The organism is Acinetobacter pittii ANC 4050 (assembly GCF_000399685.1).
GTDB lineage: Bacteria > Pseudomonadota > Gammaproteobacteria > Pseudomonadales > Moraxellaceae > Acinetobacter > Acinetobacter pittii_E.
The window spans coordinates 1,345,319-1,369,011 of sequence record NZ_KB976987.1 but is presented as its reverse complement, the minus strand read 5'-3'; the positions used below and the strand labels follow the sequence as shown (position 1 = coordinate 1,369,011).

21 protein-coding genes are annotated in these 23,693 nt (G+C 38.6%); 6 read left to right on the top strand and 15 right to left on the bottom strand.

The window, feature by feature from the left end:
* Positions 1 to 3: 3 nt before the first annotated feature.
* The 4 genes from dnaE to F931_RS10195 form a co-directional block, all read right to left on the bottom strand.
* Positions 4 to 3,567: a DNA polymerase III subunit alpha gene (gene dnaE / locus F931_RS10210; protein ID WP_016141287.1), complete on the bottom strand. Its 3,564-nt coding sequence runs from the start codon at positions 3,565 to 3,567 to the stop codon at positions 4 to 6.
* A gap of 198 nt (positions 3,568 to 3,765) precedes the next feature.
* The gene (aspQ, locus tag F931_RS10205; protein ID WP_014206524.1) at positions 3,766 to 4,833 is read right to left on the bottom strand and encodes a type II asparaginase; all 1,068 of its coding nucleotides are present in this window, start codon (positions 4,831 to 4,833) and stop codon (positions 3,766 to 3,768) included.
* Positions 4,834 to 5,504: 671 nt separating this feature from the next.
* A complete protein-coding gene (locus F931_RS10200) occupies positions 5,505 to 6,812 on the bottom strand; it encodes a dicarboxylate/amino acid:cation symporter (RefSeq protein WP_016141286.1) in 1,308 nt (435 codons plus the stop codon).
* Between the two features lie 472 nt (positions 6,813 to 7,284).
* A complete protein-coding gene (locus tag F931_RS10195; protein ID WP_016141285.1) occupies positions 7,285 to 8,715 on the bottom strand; it encodes a pyridoxal phosphate-dependent aminotransferase in 1,431 nt (476 codons plus the stop codon).
* A gap of 240 nt (positions 8,716 to 8,955) precedes the next feature.
* On the opposite strand from F931_RS10195, the gene msrB reads away from it, so the two are divergent.
* The 4 genes from msrB (at position 8,956) to F931_RS10175 (ending at position 11,399) form a co-directional block, all read left to right on the top strand.
* Positions 8,956 to 9,375 carry a peptide-methionine (R)-S-oxide reductase MsrB gene (gene msrB / locus F931_RS10190; RefSeq protein ID WP_016141284.1) on the top strand — a complete coding sequence of 140 codons (420 nt, stop codon included), beginning with the start codon at positions 8,956 to 8,958 and terminating at the stop codon, positions 9,373 to 9,375.
* Complete coding sequence (gene gpo, locus F931_RS10185) at positions 9,372 to 9,857, top strand: glutathione peroxidase (RefSeq protein WP_016141283.1); 486 nt, start codon at positions 9,372 to 9,374, stop codon at positions 9,855 to 9,857. Before msrB ends, gpo begins: the two co-directional genes overlap by 4 nt.
* An 8-nt stretch (positions 9,858 to 9,865) precedes the next feature.
* A complete protein-coding gene (locus F931_RS10180; RefSeq protein WP_016141282.1) occupies positions 9,866 to 10,702 on the top strand; it encodes an AraC family transcriptional regulator in 837 nt (278 codons plus the stop codon).
* Between the two features lie 64 nt (positions 10,703 to 10,766).
* Positions 10,767 to 11,399: a LysE family translocator gene (locus tag F931_RS10175; RefSeq protein WP_016141281.1), complete on the top strand. Its 633-nt coding sequence runs from the start codon at positions 10,767 to 10,769 to the stop codon at positions 11,397 to 11,399.
* Positions 11,400 to 11,455: 56 nt separating this feature from the next.
* On the opposite strand, the gene dapC is transcribed toward F931_RS10175, so the two are convergent.
* The 6 genes from dapC to F931_RS10145 all read right to left on the bottom strand — a co-directional run bounded on the left by dapC (position 11,456) and on the right by F931_RS10145 (position 18,248).
* Positions 11,456 to 12,625, bottom strand: coding sequence for a succinyldiaminopimelate transaminase (dapC, locus tag F931_RS10170; protein WP_025470321.1), 1,170 nt, complete (start codon positions 12,623 to 12,625; stop codon positions 11,456 to 11,458).
* A 25-nt stretch (positions 12,626 to 12,650) separates the two neighbouring features.
* The gene (gene glnD, locus F931_RS10165) at positions 12,651 to 15,314 is read right to left on the bottom strand and encodes a [protein-PII] uridylyltransferase (RefSeq protein ID WP_016141279.1); all 2,664 of its coding nucleotides are present in this window, start codon (positions 15,312 to 15,314) and stop codon (positions 12,651 to 12,653) included.
* A gap of 27 nt (positions 15,315 to 15,341) precedes the next feature.
* On the bottom strand, positions 15,342 to 16,559 hold the full coding sequence (gene purT, locus F931_RS10160; RefSeq protein ID WP_080649474.1) for a formate-dependent phosphoribosylglycinamide formyltransferase: 1,218 nt from the start codon (positions 16,557 to 16,559) through the stop codon (positions 15,342 to 15,344).
* Positions 16,560 to 16,661: 102 nt separating this feature from the next.
* Positions 16,662 to 17,051, bottom strand: coding sequence for a tautomerase family protein (locus tag F931_RS10155; protein WP_016141277.1), 390 nt, complete (start codon positions 17,049 to 17,051; stop codon positions 16,662 to 16,664).
* Between the two features lie 131 nt (positions 17,052 to 17,182).
* The gene (gene ygaH, locus F931_RS10150) at positions 17,183 to 17,524 is read right to left on the bottom strand and encodes an L-valine transporter subunit YgaH (protein ID WP_016141276.1); all 342 of its coding nucleotides are present in this window, start codon (positions 17,522 to 17,524) and stop codon (positions 17,183 to 17,185) included.
* Between the two features lies 1 nt (position 17,525).
* Complete coding sequence (locus tag F931_RS10145; RefSeq protein ID WP_080649473.1) at positions 17,526 to 18,248, bottom strand: AzlC family ABC transporter permease; 723 nt, start codon at positions 18,246 to 18,248, stop codon at positions 17,526 to 17,528.
* 121 nt (positions 18,249 to 18,369) lie between these two features.
* Between F931_RS10145 and F931_RS10140 the strand changes: the two genes are divergently transcribed.
* Entirely contained in the window at positions 18,370 to 18,840 is a 471-nt protein-coding gene (locus tag F931_RS10140) for a hypothetical protein (RefSeq protein ID WP_025470320.1), read from the top strand.
* Between the two features lie 72 nt (positions 18,841 to 18,912).
* Here F931_RS10140 and F931_RS10135 read toward each other — a convergent pair whose 3' ends face one another.
* Together F931_RS10135 and ntcA are read right to left on the bottom strand one after the other, a co-directional pair.
* Positions 18,913 to 19,248, bottom strand: coding sequence for a hypothetical protein (locus F931_RS10135; protein ID WP_016141273.1), 336 nt, complete (start codon positions 19,246 to 19,248; stop codon positions 18,913 to 18,915).
* A 171-nt stretch (positions 19,249 to 19,419) separates the two neighbouring features.
* Positions 19,420 to 20,127 (bottom strand): Crp/Fnr family transcriptional regulator, encoded by a 708-nt coding sequence (ntcA, locus tag F931_RS10130; protein WP_016141272.1) that lies wholly within the window; start codon positions 20,125 to 20,127, stop codon positions 19,420 to 19,422.
* Positions 20,128 to 20,219: 92 nt separating this feature from the next.
* Between ntcA and F931_RS10125 the strand changes: the two genes are divergently transcribed.
* Positions 20,220 to 20,741, top strand: a complete 522-nt coding sequence (locus F931_RS10125) for an Mpo1 family 2-hydroxy fatty acid dioxygenase (protein ID WP_016141271.1) — start codon at positions 20,220 to 20,222, stop codon at positions 20,739 to 20,741.
* 46 nt (positions 20,742 to 20,787) lie between these two features.
* Here F931_RS10125 and ychF read toward each other — a convergent pair whose 3' ends face one another.
* The 3 genes from ychF to F931_RS10110 all read right to left on the bottom strand — a co-directional run bounded on the left by ychF (position 20,788) and on the right by F931_RS10110 (position 23,689).
* Positions 20,788 to 21,879 carry a redox-regulated ATPase YchF gene (gene ychF, locus F931_RS10120; RefSeq protein ID WP_016141270.1) on the bottom strand — a complete coding sequence of 364 codons (1,092 nt, stop codon included), beginning with the start codon at positions 21,877 to 21,879 and terminating at the stop codon, positions 20,788 to 20,790.
* Positions 21,880 to 21,972: 93 nt separating this feature from the next.
* Entirely contained in the window at positions 21,973 to 22,632 is a 660-nt protein-coding gene (gene metI / locus F931_RS10115; RefSeq protein ID WP_004792864.1) for a methionine ABC transporter permease, read from the bottom strand.
* Positions 22,613 to 23,689 carry a methionine ABC transporter ATP-binding protein gene (locus tag F931_RS10110; RefSeq protein ID WP_080649472.1) on the bottom strand — a complete coding sequence of 359 codons (1,077 nt, stop codon included), beginning with the start codon at positions 23,687 to 23,689 and terminating at the stop codon, positions 22,613 to 22,615. The genes metI and F931_RS10110 overlap by 20 nt, the downstream gene beginning before the upstream one ends.
* Between the last annotated feature and the right edge of the window lie 4 nt (positions 23,690 to 23,693).

Genomic DNA, 23,693 nt, shown 5'->3' with positions numbered 1-23,693 from the left:
AAATTACGAATATTGAGAAACTTCGCTTTGGTATAAATCCAATGCATCGTCCATGGACATGCCTGAAGGAGGAGAGGCAACAGTTTGCGGACGGACAGGTTCTGCTGCTTTAGCTGCTTTCGACTTTACTTGATATTCAATGTAAATATTATCTTTACCAAAATAATCTCTGAGTTTAGCAAGTAATTCATCTAGAGGAGCGACTTTCCATTGCGGACCAAGTTGAAGCTCTGCTTGAGCATAAGGTTGATCTATCAGAAGTTGTAAGGTGATATGTTGATGCATATCTACATTGCAAAATGGCAAGATGATATTTTGCAGATCTTTTGCCAAAGTAGCTTGCATAAACTCTTCTGCTAATTTGATCTGAATGCTATTGGCACGTTTTTGTCGTATTTCATTTAAAGTAAAGGCTTTGTTCAAACGTCCCATTGGGCGATCAAAGCCTTCTCTTTCATAAATTTCGCCTTCAAAGACGACAACGCGCTCAACTTGGATAATATCTTTAAAACGTTGGAAACGTTCATGATTGCAACTTACTTCAATACGAGCGGTACCGTCATCTAGTACGATAACTACACGGTTTGGAAAGTTTGCAACGTCAATCACTAGTCCTGCATAAACTGTTGTAACACCACGACGTGTAGCCGTAATTTCATTAAGTTTTACAGGAATAAAAGCTTTAAGTTCTTGTCGGTAAACATCAATTGGATGGCCCGTTAAATATAACCCAAGCGTATCCTTTTCGCCTTTTAGACGAACTTCATCACTCCACGGTTTTACCGGTTTAGCTGGTTTACGTTGAACTTCTTCAACTTCACCAAACAAATCCATAATACCGCTTTCACGGTTACTACGTGCTTGTTCGGCAGCTTGCACAGCTTCAGGCAATTGAGCCATCAAGCTTGCACGTTCGATTCCTAAGCAATCGAGTGCGCCTGCACGGATTAATGCCTCTAAAGTACGCTTATTAATTTTTTTCAGATCAATACGATGGCAAAAATCAAATAGATCTGTATAAGGGCCAAACTGTCGACGAGAGTCAATCACAGACTGCATCGCTTGCTCGCCAACCCCTTTAATCGCACCTAGACCATATACAATCGTTTTATCATCGCTCGCATGGAAATGATAGGTCGACATATTAACGGATGGTGGTAAAACTTCTAGGCCATTATTTCGGCAGTCATCAATTAAAAATACAACACTGTCGGTGTTCTGCATTTCCGATGACATTACCGCTGCCATAAACTCAGCAGGATAATGAGCTTTTAACCATGCAGTATGGTAGGCAACAAGGGCATAAGCAGCAGCGTGAGATTTGTTAAAACCATAGCCTGCGAACTTCTCCATATAGTCAAAGATATGGTTGGCTGTACTTTCGTCAATCCCTTTTTCAGCAGCACCTGCTAAGAAAATTTGACGCTGCTTAACCATCTCCTCAGGTTTCTTTTTACCCATTGCACGACGTAGTAAGTCAGCGCCACCGAGTGTATAACCCGCACAAATCTGTGCCGTCTGCATAACCTGTTCTTGGTAAACCATAATCCCGTAAGTTGGTTCTAATACACCTTCAAGAAGAGGGTGAAGATATTCAAAATCCCCACCATGCATACGGTGAATAAAGTCAGGAATAAGATCCATTGGACCAGGACGGTACAATGATACGAACGCAATAATCTCTTCAAATTTACTTGGACGTGCTTCTTTAAGCATTCGTTTCATGCCGACGGATTCAAACTGGAATACCGCGGTTGTATTTGCATCGGCAAAGACAGAATATGCTTTAGCATCATCAAGTGGAACATGCGAAATAATGAGTGGATCATTACTATCGCGGTTTTTATTGATATTTTGAATTGCGTCTTCAATAACGGTTAAGTTACGTAAACCCAAGAAGTCGAACTTAACGAGACCGGCTGCCTCTACATCGTCTTTATCGTATTGAGCAACACGGCTGGTTCCGTCTTCATCACAAAGTACAGCCGAGAAATCGGTAATCTTACCCGGTGCAATGACAACACCACCAGCATGTTTACCGGTATTTCGGGTAATACCTTCTAGTTTTAATGCCATTTCCCAGATTTCACTGGCATCGTCATTATCTGGATTAGATGGATTGGTAACAATATCTTTAAGCTGAGGTTCCATCTCAATAGCAGTGGCTAAGTCTACACCGAGTGGTTTGGTAGGCACCATTTTTGAGATACGGTCAGCTAAACCGTAAGATTTACCTAATACACGGGCAACGTCACGAATAGCACCTTTTGCTGCCATCGTACCGAAAGTTGCAATTTGTGAAACGGCTTCACGTCCATAAGTGCGTGAAACATAATCAATAACACGGTCACGTCCAGCAATACAGAAGTCGACATCAAAGTCGGGCATCGAAACACGTTCTGGGTTTAAGAAACGTTCGAAAAGTAGATCGTAACGAAGAGGATCAAGATCGGTAATTTTTAAACTATATGCAACAAGAGAACCCGCACCTGAACCACGGCCTGGACCCACAGGAACGCCATTATTTTTTGCCCATTGAATGAAGTCCATGACGATAAGAAAGTAACCCGGGAATCCCATTTTCAGGATAATGCCGACTTCATAATCAATTCGTTCATCATAAGGCTTACGAATTTCTGGCCAGTCTTCGCCACGTTTTTCGACAGGGTAAAGATAATCTAAGCGTTCTTCTAAACCTACTTTTGACAAATGTTCAAAGTAAGTGTCGATGGTAAAACCATCTGGAATTGGATAATCAGGTAAAAAGTAGGTGCCAAGTTGTAGGCTAACATTACAGCGTTTTGCAATGTTATAGGTGTTTTCGATAGCACTTGGGATATCAGAAAACAATTCGATCATTTCATCGGATGTTTTAAAGTGCTGTTCAGGGCTATATAAACGTGGACGACGATCATCTGCTAATACATAGCCATCAGCAATACAAACACGAGCTTCGTGTGCCTCAAAATCTTCTTTTTCTACAAAGTGCACATCATTATGCGCAACTACACCCACATTATATTGGGCAGCAAGTTTAGCGGCTTCTTGAATAAAATCTTCTTCACCAGGACGGTCAGTACGTGTTAAAGCAAGATAAACACGATTACCAAATTTTTCGATCCATGCTTCTAAAAGAGGAGCTGCTTTTTGAGGGTTAGATGAACAAAGCATCTGACCCACATCACTATGCTGGCCAAGTAAAACGATAATATCTTGATGCTGTTCAAGTACCCATTCTTTTTTTACACATGGAATACTGAGTTGTTGACCTTCAATAAAACCGCGTGAAACGATTTCGGTCAGACTTTTCCAGCCTACATTACTCATTGCAAGTAAAGTTGCACGATGTTGTGCATCATCAAGGCGGATTGTGCTACCTAAAAGCGGTTTAATCCCTTTTTTTAAACAAGAATTATAAAATTTTACCGCTGCATGCAGGTTTGAAAGGTCGGTTAATGCCAGCGCAGGCATTTGGTCTTTAACCGCAGCGTTGACCAAGTCAGGTATGCGAACTATCGACTCTGTAATCGAAAATTCTGTATAAATACCGAGATGAACAAACTGCATAAACCAATCCTTAATACGACTGCAGCATAGTTTAGCACGCAAAGTTAAAACGAAATGCTTAATATTTTGGCAAACTGTTAAGGATTTTATTATTTAAGAAGAATGATTTGAACATCTATTGTACAGATTTAATATAAAAGAGCTTATTTTTATTAAATAGGACCAGTCCAAACCTTATGTTTGGACTGGTTGAAAAGCTTAGTACTGCCAGAACATGCGTTGAATTTCTTTCGTATCATTCGTCTTAGTAAGAGCTAAGGCTGCAAGAAGACGTGCTTTTTGTGGGTTTAAATCATGTGCTGCTACCCAACCATATTTAGAGTCAGGTTGTTCTGCATCACGTAATACAAAACCTTGTGCAACACGTGAAGAACGGATAATTTGGATACCGTTTTTGTCGTGAAGATTTTGTAAGGTTGGTACGATATATTTTGGTACAGAGCCGTTACCCGTACCAGCGTTAATAATCGCTTTAGCACCAGCTTTTGCATATGCTTCATATGCATCTGGAAGCATAGAGTCCGAACCATAAACGATCTGTACAGTTGGAAGTGCATCGCCTTTAATATTTTCAATATTAAATTCTGAAGCATTGGTGTGACGTTTTACAGATTGTCTGAACCAGTACGGCTTGCCTTCAACTAATGTACCTAAAGCACCCCATTGGCTAACAAAAGCATTTGTGTGGATGTTAATGCCTTTAGTCACATCACGTGCAGCAAAAATAGAGTCGTTCATGAGAACCATAACGCCCTTATTTTTTGCGTCATCGGAAGCTGCCAAAGCAACTGCACTATAAAGGTTAAGTGGACCATCTGCTGAAAGAGCAGTTGAAGGACGCATTGAACCAACAAGTACAATTGGTTTATCAGTATGAACAACCAAATTTAAGAAAAATGCTGTCTCTTCTAAAGTATCTGTACCGTGTGTAATCACGACACCATTAACAGATGGCTTTTTAACAAGTTCATTAACTTGACGAGCAATTTCTAATAATTCCTTATCAGTAATACTCTCAGAAGCGATTTGTAATGCCTGAATACCAGTTACATTTGCTAAATCTTTGATTTGTGGAACTGCGTTGATTAGCGTATCAACAGGAACCTTTGCAGCAGTATAAGTTGCACTGTTTGCCGAGCTTGCGCCAGCACCAGCGATAGTACCGCCAGTTGCAACAACAACAACATTATTTTTTGCATAAAGTGGGAGAGAGCAGGCTAATAAGCCCATCGCTAAACCTAAAGATTTAACAGTTTTAGTCAACATCGAAAATATCCTTATGAAGTGACGAAGTAAAAGTTTGTTGAATAAGTCTGCTTTTCCTAAGCAAAATACATACCATGTAAAACATATTCATAACTTGTTTGAATAAGAAGCATCCCTGAATAGCATTTTGTTTCATCAACAATAGCTTAGTCATTGCTTTTATTTAGCGTTAATAAATAACATGAATAAAATAAAAAATCTATTAAGTTTTTCTAATTTATCTCGATTTGTTTATTTTTTAATATAAGTAAAACAAATGTTTTTTTTATCTTTATAAAATAAAAAAATAATAGGAGAGATAGAACTTTAATTTACCATTCAGTGTATTTATATTATTGATTTTTATTTTTATAATTTAATTTAACTATTTTTTATAATTTTTAGAAATGAACTAAATATTAATTTTATTAAATTAATATAATTAAGCGCGAATAAAATGAATTAAAAATTAATCATTTAATATTTATTTTCAATAATATCAATTTTGTTTGCGCAATTTTTATTCTCTTTTTAAGGTTTAATTCAAGAAAATTTAATAGCACCTTAAAATCATTATTTAATATAAAAATATGTGCGTATTTCTAATACTTAACTTTAGAATAAAAAAAGAGCAATTTTATAAGGTCATATAAAATTGCTCTTAAGTTGGGAGAGTGGGAGAAAAGAGAAACTTAAGCGATCGTTTGTTCTTGAGTTGATTTAATTAATACAGGTTCTGGTAATTCTTCAGTGTCGGTCACTTTGTCGCCTTCAAGCTTAGCAACAACTGCGGTGGCAATACTGTTACCTACTACATTTGTTGCAGTACGGCCCATATCAAGGAACTGGTCGATACCGAGCAATAAAAGGATGCCAGCTTCAGGCAAATGGAACATGGTGAGTGTTGCTGAAATAACGACAATTGAAGCTCGTGAAACACCTGCAATACCTTTACTTGTTACCATGAGAGTTAACAAAATTAAGATTTGTTGAGTAAAGCTAAGATCAATGTTGTACGCTTGAGCAATAAAGAGTACTGCAAACGTGGTGTACATCATTGAACCATCTAGGTTAAAGGAATAGCCTAAAGGTAATACGAAGCTCGTTACTTTCTTAGGCACACCAAACTTATTTAGTGCATCCATTACTTTAGGGTAGGCTGATTCGCTTGAAGCTGTAGCAAAAGCGAGCGTTACAGGTTCACGAATTAATTTGCCTAAGCGAAAGATATCTTTTTTAAGTACGATTGCACCGACAGAGAATAAGATGATCCACAGTAATAAAAGACCGAAGTAGAACTCTGCGATTAAGATGCCATAATCAACAATCAAGCCTAAACCTTGTACTGTAATTGCTGAAGCGATTGCTGCAAATACTGCTACAGGTGCAAACATCATGACGTAATCGGTAATGCGGAACATGATCTTGCTTAGTTCATCAGTCAAACGAATAATCACTGAATCTTTTTCTTTGCCTTGATTTACAAAAGCGAGAGCTGAACCAAAGAAAATAGAGAAAACAAGGACCTGTAAAATATCATTATTTGCCATTGCTTCTGCAATGCTGCGAGGGAACACATGGCTGATGAATGATTGCAGGGTAAAACCACTCGTTGTTGGAAGAGAAGCGCCACTCAATTGCTGAGCTGTTGGTAATGCTAAATCTAGAGCCGCACCAGGTTGGAAAAAGTTTGCTAAGCCCATGCCGATCGCAAGCGATACAAACGAAGCGGTAATGAACCAAGTCATCGACTTAACGGTAATACTGCCGATTGATGTTGATTTTCCCATTGAGACAATGCCCGAAACAATTGTGGCAAATACCAATGGAGCAATAATCATTTTGATAAGACGCAAAAAGATGTCTGTACCAATGTTGAAATAAGAAGCGATCTGTTTGAGTTGTTCACCTTCATTGAAGAAGTGGTGACAAATCCAACCTGTTAGTACGCCAAGTAAAATAGCAATAACAATATACTTGAGCAATTTCTTTTGCTTCATATGAACCTCTATCCATTTGATTCAATCATCCTTTGATGGGATTCGGATAATTGAAAGCTTTCCTTGTTAGTTCAGTCCGGTCGTTTTAACGATTTTATCTTCCTAGATCTGTATCTGTTTTAACCGAATCGAATATGGCGATGTTGTTATGGAGAGGGATTGTTGCTCGATTTTGAAGCAGAGTGAAATGCAAAAATATATTGAACCATGCATTTTTTGCATAATAAAAATTGGCTAAGTTAACAGAATATAAGTAATTTTGAACGTATGGTAAAAAATATATGACTAAAAACGTGCACTAATTTTTATACTTAAAAAATGAATAGTTTTATAAAAATATTTTAACTTCAATATTTTATTTTTGGAGGGTAAGGTGTGGTAAAGATTTATGATTCTTCTTTTGCAAAAATGAATAAACCAAAATAATAAAAAAGGCACCTAGTTTAAGATGCCTTTTTTATTATGCATTTTTTTAACGACGGTTGGCTAAGAAACGGCCTAGTCGTGTAATTGCTTCACGTAATTCATTTTCGGCAGGTAGGAAAACCACACGGAAATGATCGGGTGTTGGCCAGTTAAAGCCCGTACCTTGAACCAATAAAACTTTTTCTGCGCGCAGCAAATCAAGCATTAGTTTTTCATCATCTTCGATTGGGTAGATGTTTGGATCGAGGCGTGGGAAACAGTACATTGCTCCATCTGGTTTTACACAGCTCACCCCAGGAATCTCATTAAGCATTTCCCAAGCGATATTGCGTTGTTCGTATAAACGACCACCGGGACGGATCAAGTCATTAATAGATTGATAACCGCCTAGGGCAGTTTGGATTGCATATTGAGCTTGAACGTTTGCACATAGGCGCATTGATGCCAACATGTCTAATCCTTCGATATAGTCGGCAGCACGGCTTTTATCGCCAGTGATTGCCATCCAACCTGAGCGGAAGCCTGCAATACGATAAGCTTTTGATAGGCCGTTAAAAGATACACAAAGCTGGTCGCCCGCTAATGATGCTACTGAAACATGTTCAATACCGTCATAAATAATTTTGTCGTAAATTTCATCAGCAAATAAAATTAGATCGTATTTTTTCGCAAGCGCTACAATCTGTTCAAGAATATGACGTGGGTATACCGAACCCGTCGGGTTATTCGGGTTAATAATGACAATACCACGAGTGCTCGGAGTAATTTTACTTTCAATATCAGTAATATCCGGATACCAGCTATTTTCTTCATCACATTTGTAGTGAATTGCTGTACCACCTGAAAGATTAACGGCTGCTGTCCAAAGCGGGTAATCCGGCATTGGAATAAGCATTTCATCTCCGTCATCTAATAGGCCTTGCATAGCCATGACGATGAGCTCAGACACACCGTTACCCACATACACGTCATTAACGTGCATATTTAAGATACCTTTTTGCTGGTAGTACTGGCAGATCGCTTTACGTGCTGGAAAGATACCTTTTGAATCTACATAACCAATCGCATTTGGCAGGTTTAAAGCAACGTCATTAATAATTTCTTGTGGTGCTTCAAAGCCAAATGGAGCAGGGTTGCCGATATTCAGCTTAATAATTTTATGTCCTTGCTCTTCCATTTCATTGGCGGCTCGCAATACTGGTCCGCGAATGTCATAGCAAACATGCTCAAGCTTCGATGATTTTTTAATTTCTCGAGAAGTTGGCATGGATTGGAGAGTAGCAGTATTTTTAGACATAGCTGGATTCACTTTTGCATATCGGTATAAATAACTTTTAAATGTTTTAACTGTTACCAAATTCAGATCATGTTGATCTCTCAATAGTTCAACAATTTTTTCGTGGGTAAAACCCGATTGTTGATACTGTTTGATAACAGGTAATAGTTGCTGGAAAAGCACACTTTTTTTCTGAGACATGTTTTGTCCTGTACAACCGTGCCACACAAGAATAGCACCATCTTTGCTTCCTTGAAAGAAAATAAAATGTAAATTTGCTTACTTTTGTTTTTATATTTTGCTTACTTTTTGCTTTCTGTAGCTTAGATGTTTAAATTCCAACAATTTTTACGTTCAGAGACTAGTGTTTTTTTGATGAATGGCGTAAATATAAAATACGTTTATCAATTTATGTTTACATCAGAATAAAAGGTGCAGGTCATGGGAAAAGTTAATAAAACAGACCGAGAATGGCAAAGAGAGTTATCACCTGAAGAATATCGGATAACGCGACAAAAGGGCACTGAACCAGCATTTACGGGGCAATACTGGAATACGAAGCAACATGGTACATATGTATGCCGTTGCTGCGGTGCAGAATTGTTCTCATCAGATACAAAATATGACAGCGGGTGCGGCTGGCCAAGTTTCTTTCGTCCGATCAATGGTGCTGTCATTGATGAACATGAAGATTTAACGCATGGTATGGTCAGAACGGAAATAGTTTGTCATGATTGCGAGGCTCATTTAGGGCATGTATTTGAAGATGGACCACAGCCGACTGGTTTGCGCTATTGTGTAAACTCGGCATCATTACAACTGAAAACACAAGAAAAAAATGATGAGGAAACCTATCCATGAGTAATATTTATCAGTTTGAAGCTGAGCTATTAGAGGGTGAAGTTAAGCAATTGGCTGATTACAAAGGTAAAGTTTTACTAATTGTAAATACTGCAAGTAAATGTGGTTTTACACCACAATTTGCTGGTCTTGAAAAGCTTTATGAAAAATATAAAGATCAAGGATTAGAAATTTTAGGTTTTCCCTGCAATCAGTTTGGTGGGCAAGATCCCGGAACTAATAAAGAAATCGGTAGTTTTTGTCAGCGTAACTATGGGGTGAAATTTCCCATGTTTGCTAAAGTTGATGTAAAAGGCCCGGAAGCCCACGTGATTTTCAGATATTTAACACGTGAAGCTAAAGGTATTTTAGGCAGTAGTAGTATTAAGTGGAACTTCACCAAATTTTTGGTAGGTAAAGATGGTGCTGTTCTAAATCGCTATGCACCTACGACTAAACCAGAAGCTTTAGAAGCTGACATTGAAAAAGCATTGGCGAGTTAATCGTTTAAATGAACGCTATTCCTCCAGCCTTTGAGTTTTGGCAAGATGGGCGAATGCCGTATGTTGAAACTCGAAGGTCTTGTTTTAGCCGAACATGTTATAAATCACATAGCCACCCAACCTTTTCTATTGGGGCTATCGATGAGGGGAATAGCGTTTTTCAAAGCTCATTTGGGACGTCCCAAAAGATTAGTGCTGGTACTTTGGCTATTGTACCGGCACATATTGAGCATTCATGTAATCCTTTGCCAGATCAAGCTTGGAGCTACCAGATGCTACATTTGGATATCTCATGGCTTAAGCAATGGTTTACAGAGTTTCAAAAAGAGGGCTTTGATTTAAATTTACCCCAGCATAGACCTCTTATTATAAAAAATGAGTCTTTATATCAGGCTTTTTCTATTATGAATGAGACTTTATTCGACCCTCAAAAGTTAATTATTGAAAAAGAACAATCACTGATTTATTGCCTTACTCAATTATTACTCCCTCATTTTATATTAGAAGAAATACAGAAAACTCAATATTTGTATGAAGATTTCTTGGACTTGATTAATATTATTAAATCTTCGGAGCAATTTATTTCTTTAGAAGTGCTTGCTGAGCAGGTAGGCCTGAGCCGATATGCAATCATTCGTCTATTTAAAGCCAATGTTGGCCTAACACCACATGCATTTCAAATTAATTTAAAAATTAATCAAGCTAGAGCCCAGTTGAAACAAGGAATTTCACTCGCAGAATTGGCTATAAATTTAGGTTTTAGTGATCAGAGCCATTTTCATAAAGCTTTCAAAGCGCATACAGGAATCACTCCTCGTCAGTTCCAACTTGCAGCCGCGCAATAATTTACAAGAAATTAATTTTCTCTATTTTTAAGCTACTCCATACAGTTTTAAAGATGAAATCGTTATGGAAGTTTTTTTGGTTATTGCCTTTACCCACTTTTTTGCATTGTTATCTCCAGGTCCAGATTTTTTTCTTATTCTTACTAGTCTTTTGCAAAAAGGTCGCCGTTATACCTATGGTGTTGTTTTAGGAGTTACCTTGGGTAATACCTTGATCTTAATGGTTTGTCTATTTGGATTTATGATGCTTGGCAATTTAAGTACAACCATTCTTTTAGTACTTAAATGGATGGGGGCTGGATATTTAGCTTATCTGAGTTTTCTTTGTTTTAAAGCAGCCCAAGGTGCTAACGTAAATATGACGGTTGAAGAAAATATTTTGGTTAAACAAGAGTTCAGTTATAAAAATAAGATTAAAAGCTTAGCTTTGGGTTTGCAGTCCAGTCTTCTAAATCCTAAAAATATAATGTTCTACAGCAGTTTAATGCTGCTTATTCAAAAGGATTTTAGCTTATTTCAAAAATTGCTCATGAGTACATGGATGGTCGGAGTGGTTTTAATCTGGAATATCTTATTGGTTAAACTACTTGCTCAGGGACGAGTTTTAAACAAGATTAAGCGCTCTGCGACAGGTTTATACTATTGTTCTGGTATCGCTTTTATTATTTTTGCTGTACTTTTGATTACATATAAATAGTGTTATAACCCAGTTGTACGACCTGAGAAAAGGCTGTACAACTGGTAAGAAGACGCTTACAGAATCGCTTTTAAGCGTTTAACCACTTCTTCACATTGTGCTAAGTCTGCCACTAAAGCCATGCGTACATGGTTGGCGCCTGGGTTACCTTGCTCGGTATCACGAGATAAATAACGACCCGGTAAAACTTTAATGTGTGCTTTTTCCATAAGCATTTTGGCAAAAGTTTCATCATTATCGACTTTTAACCAGTAATAAAAACCAGCGTCTGGCTTTTGTAATGGAAGCAAATGACCTAGCTCTGATTGAAATAAGTCAAATTTTGCACGATATTGCTTACGGTTTTCTTCAACATGGTTTTCATCATTCCATGCTGCAATTGATGCAAGCTGATGTTGAACAGGCATTGCCGCGCCGTGATAGGTACGGTATTGCAAATATGGTTTTAATAGTTCAGCATCACCCGCTACAAAACCTGAGCGTAGACCCGGTAAATTTGAGCGTTTAGACAGTGAATGGAAAACGATACAGTTCTTATAGTCATCACGACCAAGTTCAGCACAAACTTCTAATAGACCAGTAGGTGCTTGGTCGAACCAAAGTTCTGAATAGCATTCATCAGAAGCAATAACAAAATTATATTGATCAGATAAGGCAATCAGCTTTTTGAATTGTTCTTTAGAAAGTACCGTACCTGTTGGGTTGCCCGGTGTGCATACAAAAAGAAGAGCTGTCTTTTCCCAAACTTCGGCTGGTACAGCATCAAAGTCGCCTAAGTAACCATTTTCTTCAGTGCAATTAATGAAGTAGGGCTTTGCACCAGCAAGTAATGCGGCACCTTCGTAAATTTGATAAAACGGGTTTGGCATCACCACATAAGGTGCATCTTCACGATTAATTAACGCCTGTACAAAAGAGAAAATACCTTCACGAGTACCAGACACAGGCAAAATGTGGTTTTCAGCACTAATACTGTTAAGTTTAAAGCGCTTGGTTAACCAATCTGCAATGCTTTGGCGAAGCTCAGGTAAGCCTTTGCTGTTTGGATAAGTTGATAGATGGTTAAAGTTATTAATAATAGCCTGTTTAACAAACTCTGGTGCTGGATGCTTCGGTTCGCCAATTGATAAAGGAATCAAGGGAAAGTTAGCAGGAGTAGTATCCTTAAAAAGTTGGTTTAACTTTTCAAATGGATACGGGTGTAATAACGACAAGCTAGAGTTCATTAAACAGTTACCAAGTAGTTGAGTTTCAGTGCTGACAAATTTGATTAGATGCTTCATCTAATGCAGCTTTCAGTTTTTCCGAGAAGAGTTTGACCTCTTCGTTATTCAGCGGTTTTCCATCCTTTTTGGTGACAAAGAAAATATCTTCGGCACGTTCACCTAAAGTTGCGATTCGGGCTGAATGGATGTCTAAACCTTGCATCATAAATAAACCACCCACGCGTGCAAGTAGGCCGGGGTGATCGAGTGTTGAAATTTCGACCATATTTTGCTGTAACGCTTCATTCAATGTTACATCGACTGTATTTTCAATATCAAAGTGACGTAATTGACGTGGAATACGGCGCTGCATGAGCCCTGGGTATTGATCTGGTTGGCTAAGTGCCTTCACTAATGCATTTTTAACCGTTTCTTCACGTTCTGGGTCAGTAAGTAACGTACCGAAACGATCAAGTACAACATAGGTGTCTAAGCTAAAAGCTGTACTTGCGGTGATAATTTTTGCGTCTTGAACGTCTAAGTTCATTCGGTCTAAAACAGCAACAGTGGTGGCAAACAGGTTAGGTTGATCGCGTGTATAAATAAAGATTTGTACTGCATCTTGAGCTGCTTTACGGTGAGCACGCAAGAGGACTAATGGCTCAGGATTATCGCCGTGTTTTAAAATGGCTTGTGTGTGCCATGCAATTTCATCTGCCGATTCTTTAATGAAGTATTCATCACCAAGTTCTTGCCATACTTTTTCGACATCTGCCAATGAGAAGTTATTTACCAGTAATTCACTTGCTGCAAATTTGGTATCTTCAATCAGCATTTGATAATCAACAGGACGACCTAAACCGGTACGGATTACATCACGAGCATGCGTATAAAGTTGACGCATAAGAGAGGCGCGCCATGTATTCCAAAGTTTTGGGTTTGTCGCATTAATATCGGCAACTGTTAAGGTGTATAGATAATCGAGATGCTCCATATCACCAAGTTTTTCAGCGAAATCTTTAACAACATCCGGATCGGAAATATCTTTTTTCTGAGCTGTTAAAGACATGAGTAAATGGTTTTGAATAAGCCATGCAATTAATTTACATTCACGCTCTGTAAAGCCATGTGCACGTCCAAACTCAATAGCATCTTCTGCACCAAGTTCACTATGGTCACCACCGCGACCTTTTGCAATATCATGGAATAAAGCAGCGATAAACACAATATCTTGACGGGCAAGACGTTGGAAAACAGAACTTACCACAGGGAATTCTTTAGCGAATTCGGGTTCTCTAAAGCGGTTTAAATTGCGAAGTAATAATAATGTGTGAGCATCGACTGTATAGATATGGAATAGGTCATATTGCATAAGACCCATAATTTGGCCAAAAGCAGGGATGTAGTTTCCTAAAACACCATAACGCTTCATCGCAACCAAAGTATCATATAGACGATACGGTGAGCGAATAATCGACATAAATAGTGCTTGATGCTCCGGATTGTCGCGATAACTTTGGTTAATCCGTTTCGCAGCAAGAATGAGTAAGCGCAAAGTTCGAGCGCGAATGCCTTCAATATCTGGTCGATTGGCTAAAATATAGAACAGCTCTAAAATTGCGCTTGGATGCTCTGCGAATATTTTATGATGTTGTACCGCAAGTTTATTATCGACAATTTTAAAATGATTATTAACTTCTTCAATTTTGCGTTCGTAGTTTGGTAATCGAGGGGTAATGACCGATTCGCTAAAATACGCCAGTAGCATTTCATTGAGGGTTGAAACCTGTTGCGCCGTACGGTAGTAGCGTTTCATGAATTGTTCAACACCGTAATTTACAGGTTGACCTTCTTGGCGCACATACCCAAATTTAGCGGCAATCTCTCTTTGGTGGTCAAAGAGTAAACGGTTTTCATCACGTTTGGCTAAACGGTGTAAATGGTGACGGATTTCCCAAAGAAAACTTTCAGCTTCTTCTAAAACTGCAAGTTCAAACTCTGAAATGAAACCTAAATGCACTAAGTCATAAATACGGTTTACTCGGAAGTGGCGTTTAGCAATCCAGCCAATCTGGTTAATATCTCGGATACCACCCGGTGCATTTTTAATGTCAGGTTCTAAATTACTTTCAGTATTATTGTGTTGGTGATAACGCTTGGCTTGCTCTGCCATTTTTGCGTCATAAAATGTTTTATCTGTCCATGTTTGCGAAACAATACGGCGAGGCCATTTCGCAAGCTGACTATTACCCGTAATTAATCGCGCTTCAATTAAAGTGGTTGCAACGGTTAAATCGGTCGCGGCTTGTTCAACACAGCTTTGAATGGTGCGAACGCTAATACCGGGTTTGAAATTACCCACATCCCACAAAGAAGAAATAAATATAGAGATGCGTTTTTCATTTTCTTCGTTAATTTCATGTTCCGATAAAATCATGATATCAACGTCAGAATAGGGCAACATTTCACGTCGCCCATAACCACCTACCGCAAATAAGCCGAGTCCAGTCTGGTCGAGTTCGGCATGTTTCCATAAAAAGATCAGTGCTTCATCAACGAGGTCTGAGCGCGCTTTAATTACATCCCGAATAGATTGCCCATTTTCATATGAATCTTGCAATTGCTTTTCTACATCCGTTCGCCACTGATTAATGGCTTTAATATCATGATGGCTTGTAACATAGTTCAACAATGGCGATGTATTGATCATGAAAATGGGTCTACCAATAAATAAATATTAAGAGTTGGTTTTTACGCTTACTTGATCAGCGGTTTCTTTCGCTAAAGTACGAGCAAGATCGGTGTTTTCTGCACGTGCCGTTGCGACACCCATACGACGGCGTTTGAAACCTTCTGGCTTGCCAAACAATCGTAGATCAGTATCTGGATTGGCTAAGGCTGTATTTAAACCGCTAAAGCTTAAGTTGTTGGCATCTACACCTGCATAAATCACTGCACTTGCAGCTACACTATGGCGTGCTGTATTTACAGGTAAGCCTAAAATCGCACGTGCATGTAACTCAAATTCACTTTGAAATTGCGATGCTAGCGTTACGAGACCAGTGTCGTGTGGGCGAGGTGAAACTTCACTGAACCAGACCTTATCGCCTTTAATAAACAGCTCTACACCAAAAATACCACAACCACCCAGTGCTGTTGTCACTTTATTTGCAATACGTTTTGCTTCTTCAAGTGCAGTCGCAGTCATGGGCTGAGGTTGCCAGCTTTCTACATAGTCGCCTGCATCTTGGCGATGACCAATTGGGTCACAGTAGTGAGTTTCAATTTCACCTGTTTCAGGGTTTTTAGCGCGAACGGTAAGGAGTGTAATTTCAAAGTCAAAATCAATTTGAGATTCAATAATGACCGTACCTTGGTTAACACGACCACCTTGCATCGCATATTCCCAAGCAGCATCGACTTCGTCAAAGCTTTTCACACGAGACTGACCTTTCCCTGAAGATGACATGACTGGTTTTACAAAGTTTGGATAACCAATATCATCACAAGCAGCACGGAAACTTTCTAGAGAGTCAGCAAAACGATAAGCAGAAGTAGGTAAACCAAGCTCTTCAGCCGCAAGACGACGAATGCCTTCACGGTTCATGGTGAGATTTACAGCTTTAGCAGAAGGAATCACAGTTGCGGTTTGGCTTGCTTCAATTTCAAGTAAAACTTCTGTCGCAATTGCTTCAATTTCAGGCACAATTAAATTCGGTTTAATTTTTTCGATGAGCTGTTTTAACTCAGTTGGATCGGCCATGTTGAGCACATAAGAGTAATGTGCAACTTGCATGGCTGGTGCATGATCATAACGGTCGGCTGCATGTACTTCCACACCAAGGCGTTGTAAGGAAATCACAACTTCTTTGCCAAGCTCTCCTGAACCTAACAATAAAACTTTAAATGCAGAAGATTGAAGTGGGGTACCGAGTGTCACGCTCATGCGAATCATCCTGACAAAATTATTTTTTTAAGCATAGCAGAACTTATGGTCGAGTTAAGCCTTATAACGCATAAAAAAAGTAATTTTGTCGGACAATTAAAAATGTACTTTTTAGATATTCACTTGATAGTTTAAGAGCAACTCATCTCCATTTTTACCACGGATGCCCCAATTTTCCTTAGGTGTTTCAAAAATAGTGATTTCGATATCTTGAGGTGCAATTTTGCATTGTTCTTGAATATTGCGAAATAGGGTTTGAATGAGTTGCTTTTTAGTCGCTGGACTGCGCCCTGCAAACATTGAAAGCTCAATAATAATATAATGTTGGCTTCGGTCAGAAGGGTAAATGAAATTCCCTGGTTTAAGACTAATAAAACGTTGAAATCTTTTCTCAACAGGATATTTCAATTCTTCAATAAGTGCTTGATGGATTGCATGAGAAAGCAGTTCTCGATACTGCATAATGGTTTGTTCATTTGCATAAATTTTAACTTGTGACATTTTTATCTCTATTAAGTAGCTAAGGTTATCTTTTTAATCAATTCAAAAATTAGATTTTTCAAGCCAGAAGTTTCAATCTTAAATACTTCTGGCTAGGTTTTATTTTATATAAGGAAGATCAGTTTATCTATTTATAAAGGTAAATATGTATAGATGAGGCCATAAACAATTGCAGCAGTTAAAGTTGCTGGTACGATTTTCTTAAATTTAAAATAAAGACCTGCTAAAACCAAAAAACCGATCAGCATCGCTAAGCTTTTATCTGGGGTTTCAAGGAGTGGTGGAAGAGTTGCAACCACAAGCATAGCGCTAATTGCAGAGATACCAATACTTCCTAAAGCAATTTTGATCCAGACTAAGCCGCGTCTTTGCTGCGAACCCTGTAATTTTTGTATTACAAAAAATGGCCCGAAACGTGAAGCAAAGTTGGCAATACCCACAATAATGCCTACCAGAATAATTTCTAGGTTCATATTAAACATCAACCTCATCATGCTGTTTCAGTACGTAGTGTTTAAACAGACCAGCTAAAATGCCTGAAAGAATGCCAATAAAGATAGCCGCTGATAAGTTAATCCAATAACAGGCCAAGGCTGAAACTAATAACGATACAGCAACAACAAGGCTATGCTTTCGCTCAAATGCTGCTAATAAAAAGCTTAAAAATAAAGCAGGTAATAAGAAATCTAAAGCTGCTTGTAAAAACTTTGGAAGATGAGCGACTTGATCGGCAAATAATCCGCCTAACAAAGAACCGGTTGCCCAAGCCATCCAACTAAATAGACTTAAGCCCAGCATCCATGACTCGGACCATTGCTGTTTACGCTGAGACAGTTGGATCATTCCGTTGGCAAAAACTTCATCCGTTAAGCCCCAAGCCCACACTGCCGTTTTCTTAAGATTTAATTTATTGGGAATCAAGTTGTATAGAGCAGGTCCATAAAGGACATGGCGAATATCGAGGGCAATAACTGTTAATGCTGTTAGCCAGATGGATGAACCGCTAGCCAAAAGTGCAACAACCAAAAATTGGCTAGCGCCAGCATACATTGAGCAAGATAGAAAAAAAGCTTCCCATGGTGTAAAACCGAATTGAGAGGCAGAAACGCCAAAGGCAAAAGAAACGGGTAAATAGGTGAGTACGATAGCTTGGCTATCTTTGGCGCCTTGCCAAAAAGTTGCCGTTTGGGCAGGCATCAATTGTTGTTCGGACACAATACACCTTGGCAATAAACCAAATGATAAAAATACTTGAAAGATTGAGTATTGTAGCCGAATTTAATAGCATAGTGCCGAAATGTTTAATCGGCAGTTTGATATGTTCAAGGCAAAGATTCGTTTAGTTTATATCGCCATGATGTGTGCAGGTATTTTTACATTGCAGGGCTGTGATAATGGTAATCAAGGTGCAGAAAAAAAAGTAGAAATTAAGCCAGCACCGAAACTAACCAATGATGCAACTGTTTATGCTCAAAAAGCATGGACATTAATTAATACGGTTGAGCATTTAGTTTATGAAAAGCAGCTTAGCCAAATCGATGACAAAGTTCGTAAACCGTTACGTCAATTAAGTACAGACTGGCGTATCAATGTAAAAATGACAGATTCGGTCACTGAAGGAAAATATGCGCTTTGCCGTAAAGCTTTAACGAGTCTAGATGTATGGGCGCGCGAAACGCTTGAAAATAATAGTTCGGTTGCTCAAAAACAGGCAGATTATGAGCGTGATAAACAGCAGTGTAAGGAAGCGATTGAAAATCCGAATTTAGGAAACACATCTCCTAAATAAAGCCTATACATATAAAAAAGCGAGATGATCAATCTCGCTTTTTTGCTTTAAACGATAATAGGTGAATGTTAATTACGGTTTTGTTGCAGCTTTAGCTGTGTTTGCAGTTTTTACAGCATCTTGCTTCATTTGGTGAGTCATTTGATGTGATTCATGTTGTGCATGAGTCGCACTGGTCATTGCGTCATGTTTTTGCGTAGTTAAATCTTTTTTTACATCCTGTTTAGTTTTAGCTGCTTCTTTCTTCACTTTTTGAGCGGTAGCTTTTCCATGTACTGCTACACATTTTCCACCTTTATGATTTGGTCCTGTACCACCTTGTAGTTGAGTTCCTTTAGGACATGCAAATGCCGAAACACTTAACATAGCCAATACGCCTGCTGTAAGAATTGTTGATAATTTTTTCATGTTAATCAGCGCCTTGTTGAGTATTATTGCTCAGCTTGAGTGTAGGGTGAAAATATCTGCTTTAACACATTTATTTTGTGGAAATAGAGTTTGAACAATGTGTTGTTTTGCAGTGTTATCTAATTTTTTAATTTAATTTTAAGTTTTTATTATTTAGCCGCTTTTAAAAAATTAGGATTGTGCTTGAGCAACTCCTTTCAATCTCTCAATATCTAAAATCTCAATTTTTCTAAAAGCAATTTTGATGATCTTTTGCTTTTCGAGTAGGTTCAGTTCATGATTGATCGTTTGCCTAGATGTGGTCAGCATATTGGCCAACTGTTCTTGAGAAATATGAATGTGACGATCTTGAATAAGAATATGATTGCCATATCCTTCTAGAATGAACAGAAGACGTTGAGCCAGCCTTTGAGAAATACTGCGTGTTTGTATCGCAATCTGTTCTAAGAAAACATACCTGAGTTTTTGGCTGGTTAAACGTGCAAAGTAGTACCAATAATAGGGATTTTCTTTGAGTAGTTCATTTAAAGGTTTTGCGGGAACGTGCAGTACTCTACTTTTTTTCAAAGCAATTGCGTCATGTGAACGCGGCTCATGGTCAATCAATGATATTTCACCAAACCACATAATCGGCTCAGCAATAGCAGAAAGAGCTTCATTACCGTTTACATCGACATAACCCAAGCTAATTGAGCCTTCAAGTACGGTATAAATGCCATCAAATACATCTTGAGCATGGAAAACATAGCTATTTTTCTCAAAGGTGATTTGCTTGCCATGTTCTAAAATAAAGTTTTGGAATGTTTCTGGAAGCACACTAAACCATGTGTTTTCTTTTAGTCGGTTAATATAAATTAGGTCCAATATCCGGTCATCCATGAAAAAGTTCTTTACTTTGTCAAATAGCTGACAACTTTAAGTTTTCCTTATATGTACAGTATGACTATATGTAAGTGAATAGGGAATAACTCATGTCAAATCTGGAGCAACAGCTTAGCAAATATGCGGCTTATCATTTAAATCATAAAAATATTTTGACGCATTTTATTGGTATTCCTCTCATCGTGTTTTCAATTTTGTGTTTAACCGCAAGAGCAGGCATTGATATTGGTAGTTTTAAGCTTACTTTAGCCATGGGGCTGATTGCAGCTAGTACCATCTATTATTTTATTTTAGATAAAGTTTTTGGTTTACTCATGCTAATTCTTTTGGCCGCTGTGTATCCACTGGCGAGCCAAATTGCCGAGTTTTCTTTTGGAGAATGGTTAGCGGCAAGTATTGGTTTCTTTGTGGTGGGTTGGGTCTTTCAATTTGTGGGACATTATTTCGAAAAGAAAAAGCCAGCTTTTGTTGATGATGTGATAGGACTTGCGATAGGGCCATTATTTGTATTGGCAGAATTTATATTTATGTTAGGTTTTAGAAAGCCTTTGCATGCGCGTATTTCACAAGAGGCGCGCAGTAAACGAGAGATGATGGATGTAAACCATTAAATATAAAAAAGCCCCAACATATTGGGGCTTTTTCTTAAGCTTTAACTTATACGTTAAAACGGAAGTGCATTACATCGCCATCTTGAACAACGTAAGTTTTACCTTCTAAACGCCATTTACCAGCTTCTTTAGCGCCGTTTTCACCGTTGTATTGTACGAAGTCATCGTATGCAACAACTTCAGCACGGATAAAGCCTTTTTCGAAGTCAGTATGAATAACACCAGCAGCTTGAGGAGCAGTTGCACCAACTTTTACTGTCCATGCACGTACTTCTTGTACACCTGCAGTGAAATAAGTCTGTAAACCTAAAAGTGCATAACCTGCACGAATAACCACATTTAAGCCCGGTTCTTCCATGCCCATTGCTTCTAGGAACTCAGCACGATCTTCATCTTCTAATAATGAAATTTCAGCTTCGATTTGGTTGCAAAGTGGAACAACAATTGCGTTTTCTTCCGCAGCAAGTTTTTTTACTGCGTCTAAGTGCGGATTGTTTTCAAAACCGTCTTCTGCAACGTTTGCAATATACATGGTTGGTTTTAAAGTCATTAAACCAAAACCACGAACTAATTTACGTTCGTCATCAGACAAATCAGCCGCACGAGCTGGTTTACCTTCGTCAAGTAAAGGTTGAATTTTTTCTAAAACTGCTTTAGTTGCTACAGCTTCTTTGTCACCGCCTTTAGCAACTTTAGTTAAGCGTAAAACTGCTTTAGCAACAGTTTCAAGATCGGCAAGTGCAAGTTCAGTATTAATAGTTGCGATGTCGTCTAATGGATCAATTTTACCATTTACGTGAATCACGTTTTCGTCTTCGAAACAACGTACAACATGAGCGATTGCATCAGTTTCACGGATGTTAGCAAGAAATTGGTTACCTAAGCCTTCACCTTTTGATGCACCAGCAACAAGACCTGCAATGTCCACAAATTCCATTGTAGTTGGCAAAATACGCTGTGGTTTAACAATCGCAGCAAGTTTGTCTAGGCGTGGATCTGGTACAGGAACAATACCTGTGTTTGGTTCAATGGTACAGAAAGGGAAGTTTTCCGCTGCAATCGCTGCTTTCGTTAATGCATTGAAAAGGGTAGATTTCCCTACGTTTGGCAGACCAACAATACCGCAATTAAAACCCATGAAAACCACTCACAAATGTGTAAATTAAAAATTGTCGCTGATTTTACATGAAAGCCATGACAAAGTCATGGCTAGAGCGGGGTTGTATTGCTTTTAAACTTTACGTTTATCAAGTTGCTGGGCTAATGCATCGCCAGTCGCTTGTACTAACATGACTAAAACAATGAGCACAAAAATTACAGCCAACATAATTTGCATATCAAAACGTTGATAACCATATCTATATGCGATGTCTCCTAGGCCACCTGCACCAATAGCACCAGCAATCGCAGAGGAGTTAATCATCGTCACAATCGTCACGGTAAAGCCGGCAACAATTCCCGGTAAAGCCTCTGGTAAAAGTACATGCCAAATAATTTGTTTACGGTTACAACCCATGGCCTGTGCCGCTTCAATTAAGCCTTGATCGACTTCACGTAAGCTGACTTCTGCAATACGGGCAAAGAAGGGAATGGCAGCAATCGTCAATGGAACAACGGCTGCCCATACACCATAACTTGTACCCACAATCCAGCGAGTAAGCGGAATAAGCGCAACCATTAAAATTAAAAAGGGTACGGAGCGAGTAATGTTAATGACCCAACCTAAAGCCTGATTAATCTTTTGTGAAGGGTGAATGCCGTGCTCAGATGTACTGACTAAAACAACAGCAATAGGTAAGCCAATTAAAAAAGCAATAAATGCAGACGCACCTACCATGAGTAAGGTATCTACAGTTCCAGTAATTAATAAATCAATGAGCTGGTCGTGCATAGCCAAGTACCTCAAATTGTGCAATTGCAGTTGATGCGTCTTGTCGTATAGATGAAAGATCAATTTCTACGTTAGGAATACCAACTAAAAGTGAGCCAATAATGTGCCCTTGAATGGTATCGACCTGACTTTGATATAAATTGACGGGTGCTTTAAATCTAGTAAGTAGTTCTTGAATATCTGGAACCAGATGTGCTTCAGCTTCATACTTCAGTTTTACAATAATATGAGTTGAATCTTCATCGGGTAGAGGACTGATTTTAAAAGGCAGAGTGATCTGCTCAAGGTTTAACAATTCTTGGGTAATTTGCTGTTCTGGTCGTGAAAATACGGACCAAACTTGTCCTGCCTCTACAATTTCACCTTGATCAATCACCACGACTTGATCGCATATTTCTCGAATAACCTGCATTTCATGGGTGATGAGTACAATGGTTAAGCCGAGCTCCTGATTAATCTTTTTAAGTAAAGCCAAAATAGTGGCGGTACTTTCAGGGTCAAGCGCGGAGGTTGCTTCGTCACAAAGTAAAATTTCAGGGTGGTGAACAAGTGCACGTGCAATACCGACACGTTGCTTTTGCCCGCCTGAAAGTTGTGATGGGTAGTAACCAGACTTATCCGAGAGTCCAACTAAAGCCAAAACTTCATTTACACGTTGATCGATATCTACTTTGTTGTAATTGGAAACTTTTAAGGGCAATGCCACATTTTCCCAGACCGTTTTTGCAGACATCAAATTGAAATGTTGAAAAATCATTCCAATACGTTGGCGAGTTTGAATAAGCTCGGAATGACTCAATTCAGCAATGTTTTGTTGGTGAATATGAATACTGCCTGTATTCACTTGTTCTAAGCCATTTAACGTGCGGAGTAGGGAAGATTTTCCGGCACCACTTTTACCAATAATGCCTAAAATCTTACCTTGAGGAATATCAAGGTTAATCTCTTTTAAAGCATGCAGTTTTTGACCCTGCGATTGGTAAAACTTATTTAAACCGCGAATTTTGATATGAGGTAGAGAAAAATCAACTTGTGATCCAAAACTCACCATTGTCATTCTC

Bases quoted from the DNA above. Each gene is read 5' to 3' on its own strand.
- F931_RS10135 (WP_016141273.1), bottom strand. From the start codon at position 19,248: ATGAAAAAATTATCAACAATTCTTACAGCAGGCGTATTGGCTATGTTA.
- F931_RS10155 (WP_016141277.1), bottom strand. From the start codon at position 17,051: ATGTCACAAGTTAAAATTTATGCAAATGAACAAACCATTATGCAGTAT.
- F931_RS10125 (WP_016141271.1), top strand. From the start codon at position 20,220: ATGTCAAATCTGGAGCAACAGCTTAGCAAATATGCGGCTTATCATTTA.
- msrB (WP_016141284.1), top strand. From the start codon at position 8,956: ATGGGAAAAGTTAATAAAACAGACCGAGAATGGCAAAGAGAGTTATCA.
- F931_RS10145 (WP_080649473.1), bottom strand. From the start codon at position 18,248: ATGCCTGCCCAAACGGCAACTTTTTGGCAAGGCGCCAAAGATAGCCAA.
- ntcA (WP_016141272.1), bottom strand. From the start codon at position 20,127: ATGGATGACCGGATATTGGACCTAATTTATATTAACCGACTAAAAGAA.
- glnD (WP_016141279.1), bottom strand. From the start codon at position 15,314: ATGATCAATACATCGCCATTGTTGAACTATGTTACAAGCCATCATGAT.
- gpo (WP_016141283.1), top strand. From the start codon at position 9,372: ATGAGTAATATTTATCAGTTTGAAGCTGAGCTATTAGAGGGTGAAGTT.
- F931_RS10140 (WP_025470320.1), top strand. From the start codon at position 18,370: ATGTTCAAGGCAAAGATTCGTTTAGTTTATATCGCCATGATGTGTGCA.
- F931_RS10195 (WP_016141285.1), bottom strand. From the start codon at position 8,715: ATGTCTCAGAAAAAAAGTGTGCTTTTCCAGCAACTATTACCTGTTATC.
- purT (WP_080649474.1), bottom strand. From the start codon at position 16,559: ATGATTCGCATGAGCGTGACACTCGGTACCCCACTTCAATCTTCTGCA.
- metI (WP_004792864.1), bottom strand. From the start codon at position 22,632: ATGCACGACCAGCTCATTGATTTATTAATTACTGGAACTGTAGATACC.
- F931_RS10175 (WP_016141281.1), top strand. From the start codon at position 10,767: ATGGAAGTTTTTTTGGTTATTGCCTTTACCCACTTTTTTGCATTGTTA.
- dnaE (WP_016141287.1), bottom strand. From the start codon at position 3,567: ATGCAGTTTGTTCATCTCGGTATTTATACAGAATTTTCGATTACAGAG.
- aspQ (WP_014206524.1), bottom strand. From the start codon at position 4,833: ATGTTGACTAAAACTGTTAAATCTTTAGGTTTAGCGATGGGCTTATTA.
- F931_RS10180 (WP_016141282.1), top strand. From the start codon at position 9,866: ATGAACGCTATTCCTCCAGCCTTTGAGTTTTGGCAAGATGGGCGAATG.
- ychF (WP_016141270.1), bottom strand. From the start codon at position 21,879: ATGGGTTTTAATTGCGGTATTGTTGGTCTGCCAAACGTAGGGAAATCT.
- F931_RS10110 (WP_080649472.1), bottom strand. From the start codon at position 23,689: ATGACAATGGTGAGTTTTGGATCACAAGTTGATTTTTCTCTACCTCAT.
- dapC (WP_025470321.1), bottom strand. From the start codon at position 12,625: ATGAACTCTAGCTTGTCGTTATTACACCCGTATCCATTTGAAAAGTTA.
- ygaH (WP_016141276.1), bottom strand. From the start codon at position 17,524: ATGAACCTAGAAATTATTCTGGTAGGCATTATTGTGGGTATTGCCAAC.
- F931_RS10200 (WP_016141286.1), bottom strand. From the start codon at position 6,812: ATGAAGCAAAAGAAATTGCTCAAGTATATTGTTATTGCTATTTTACTT.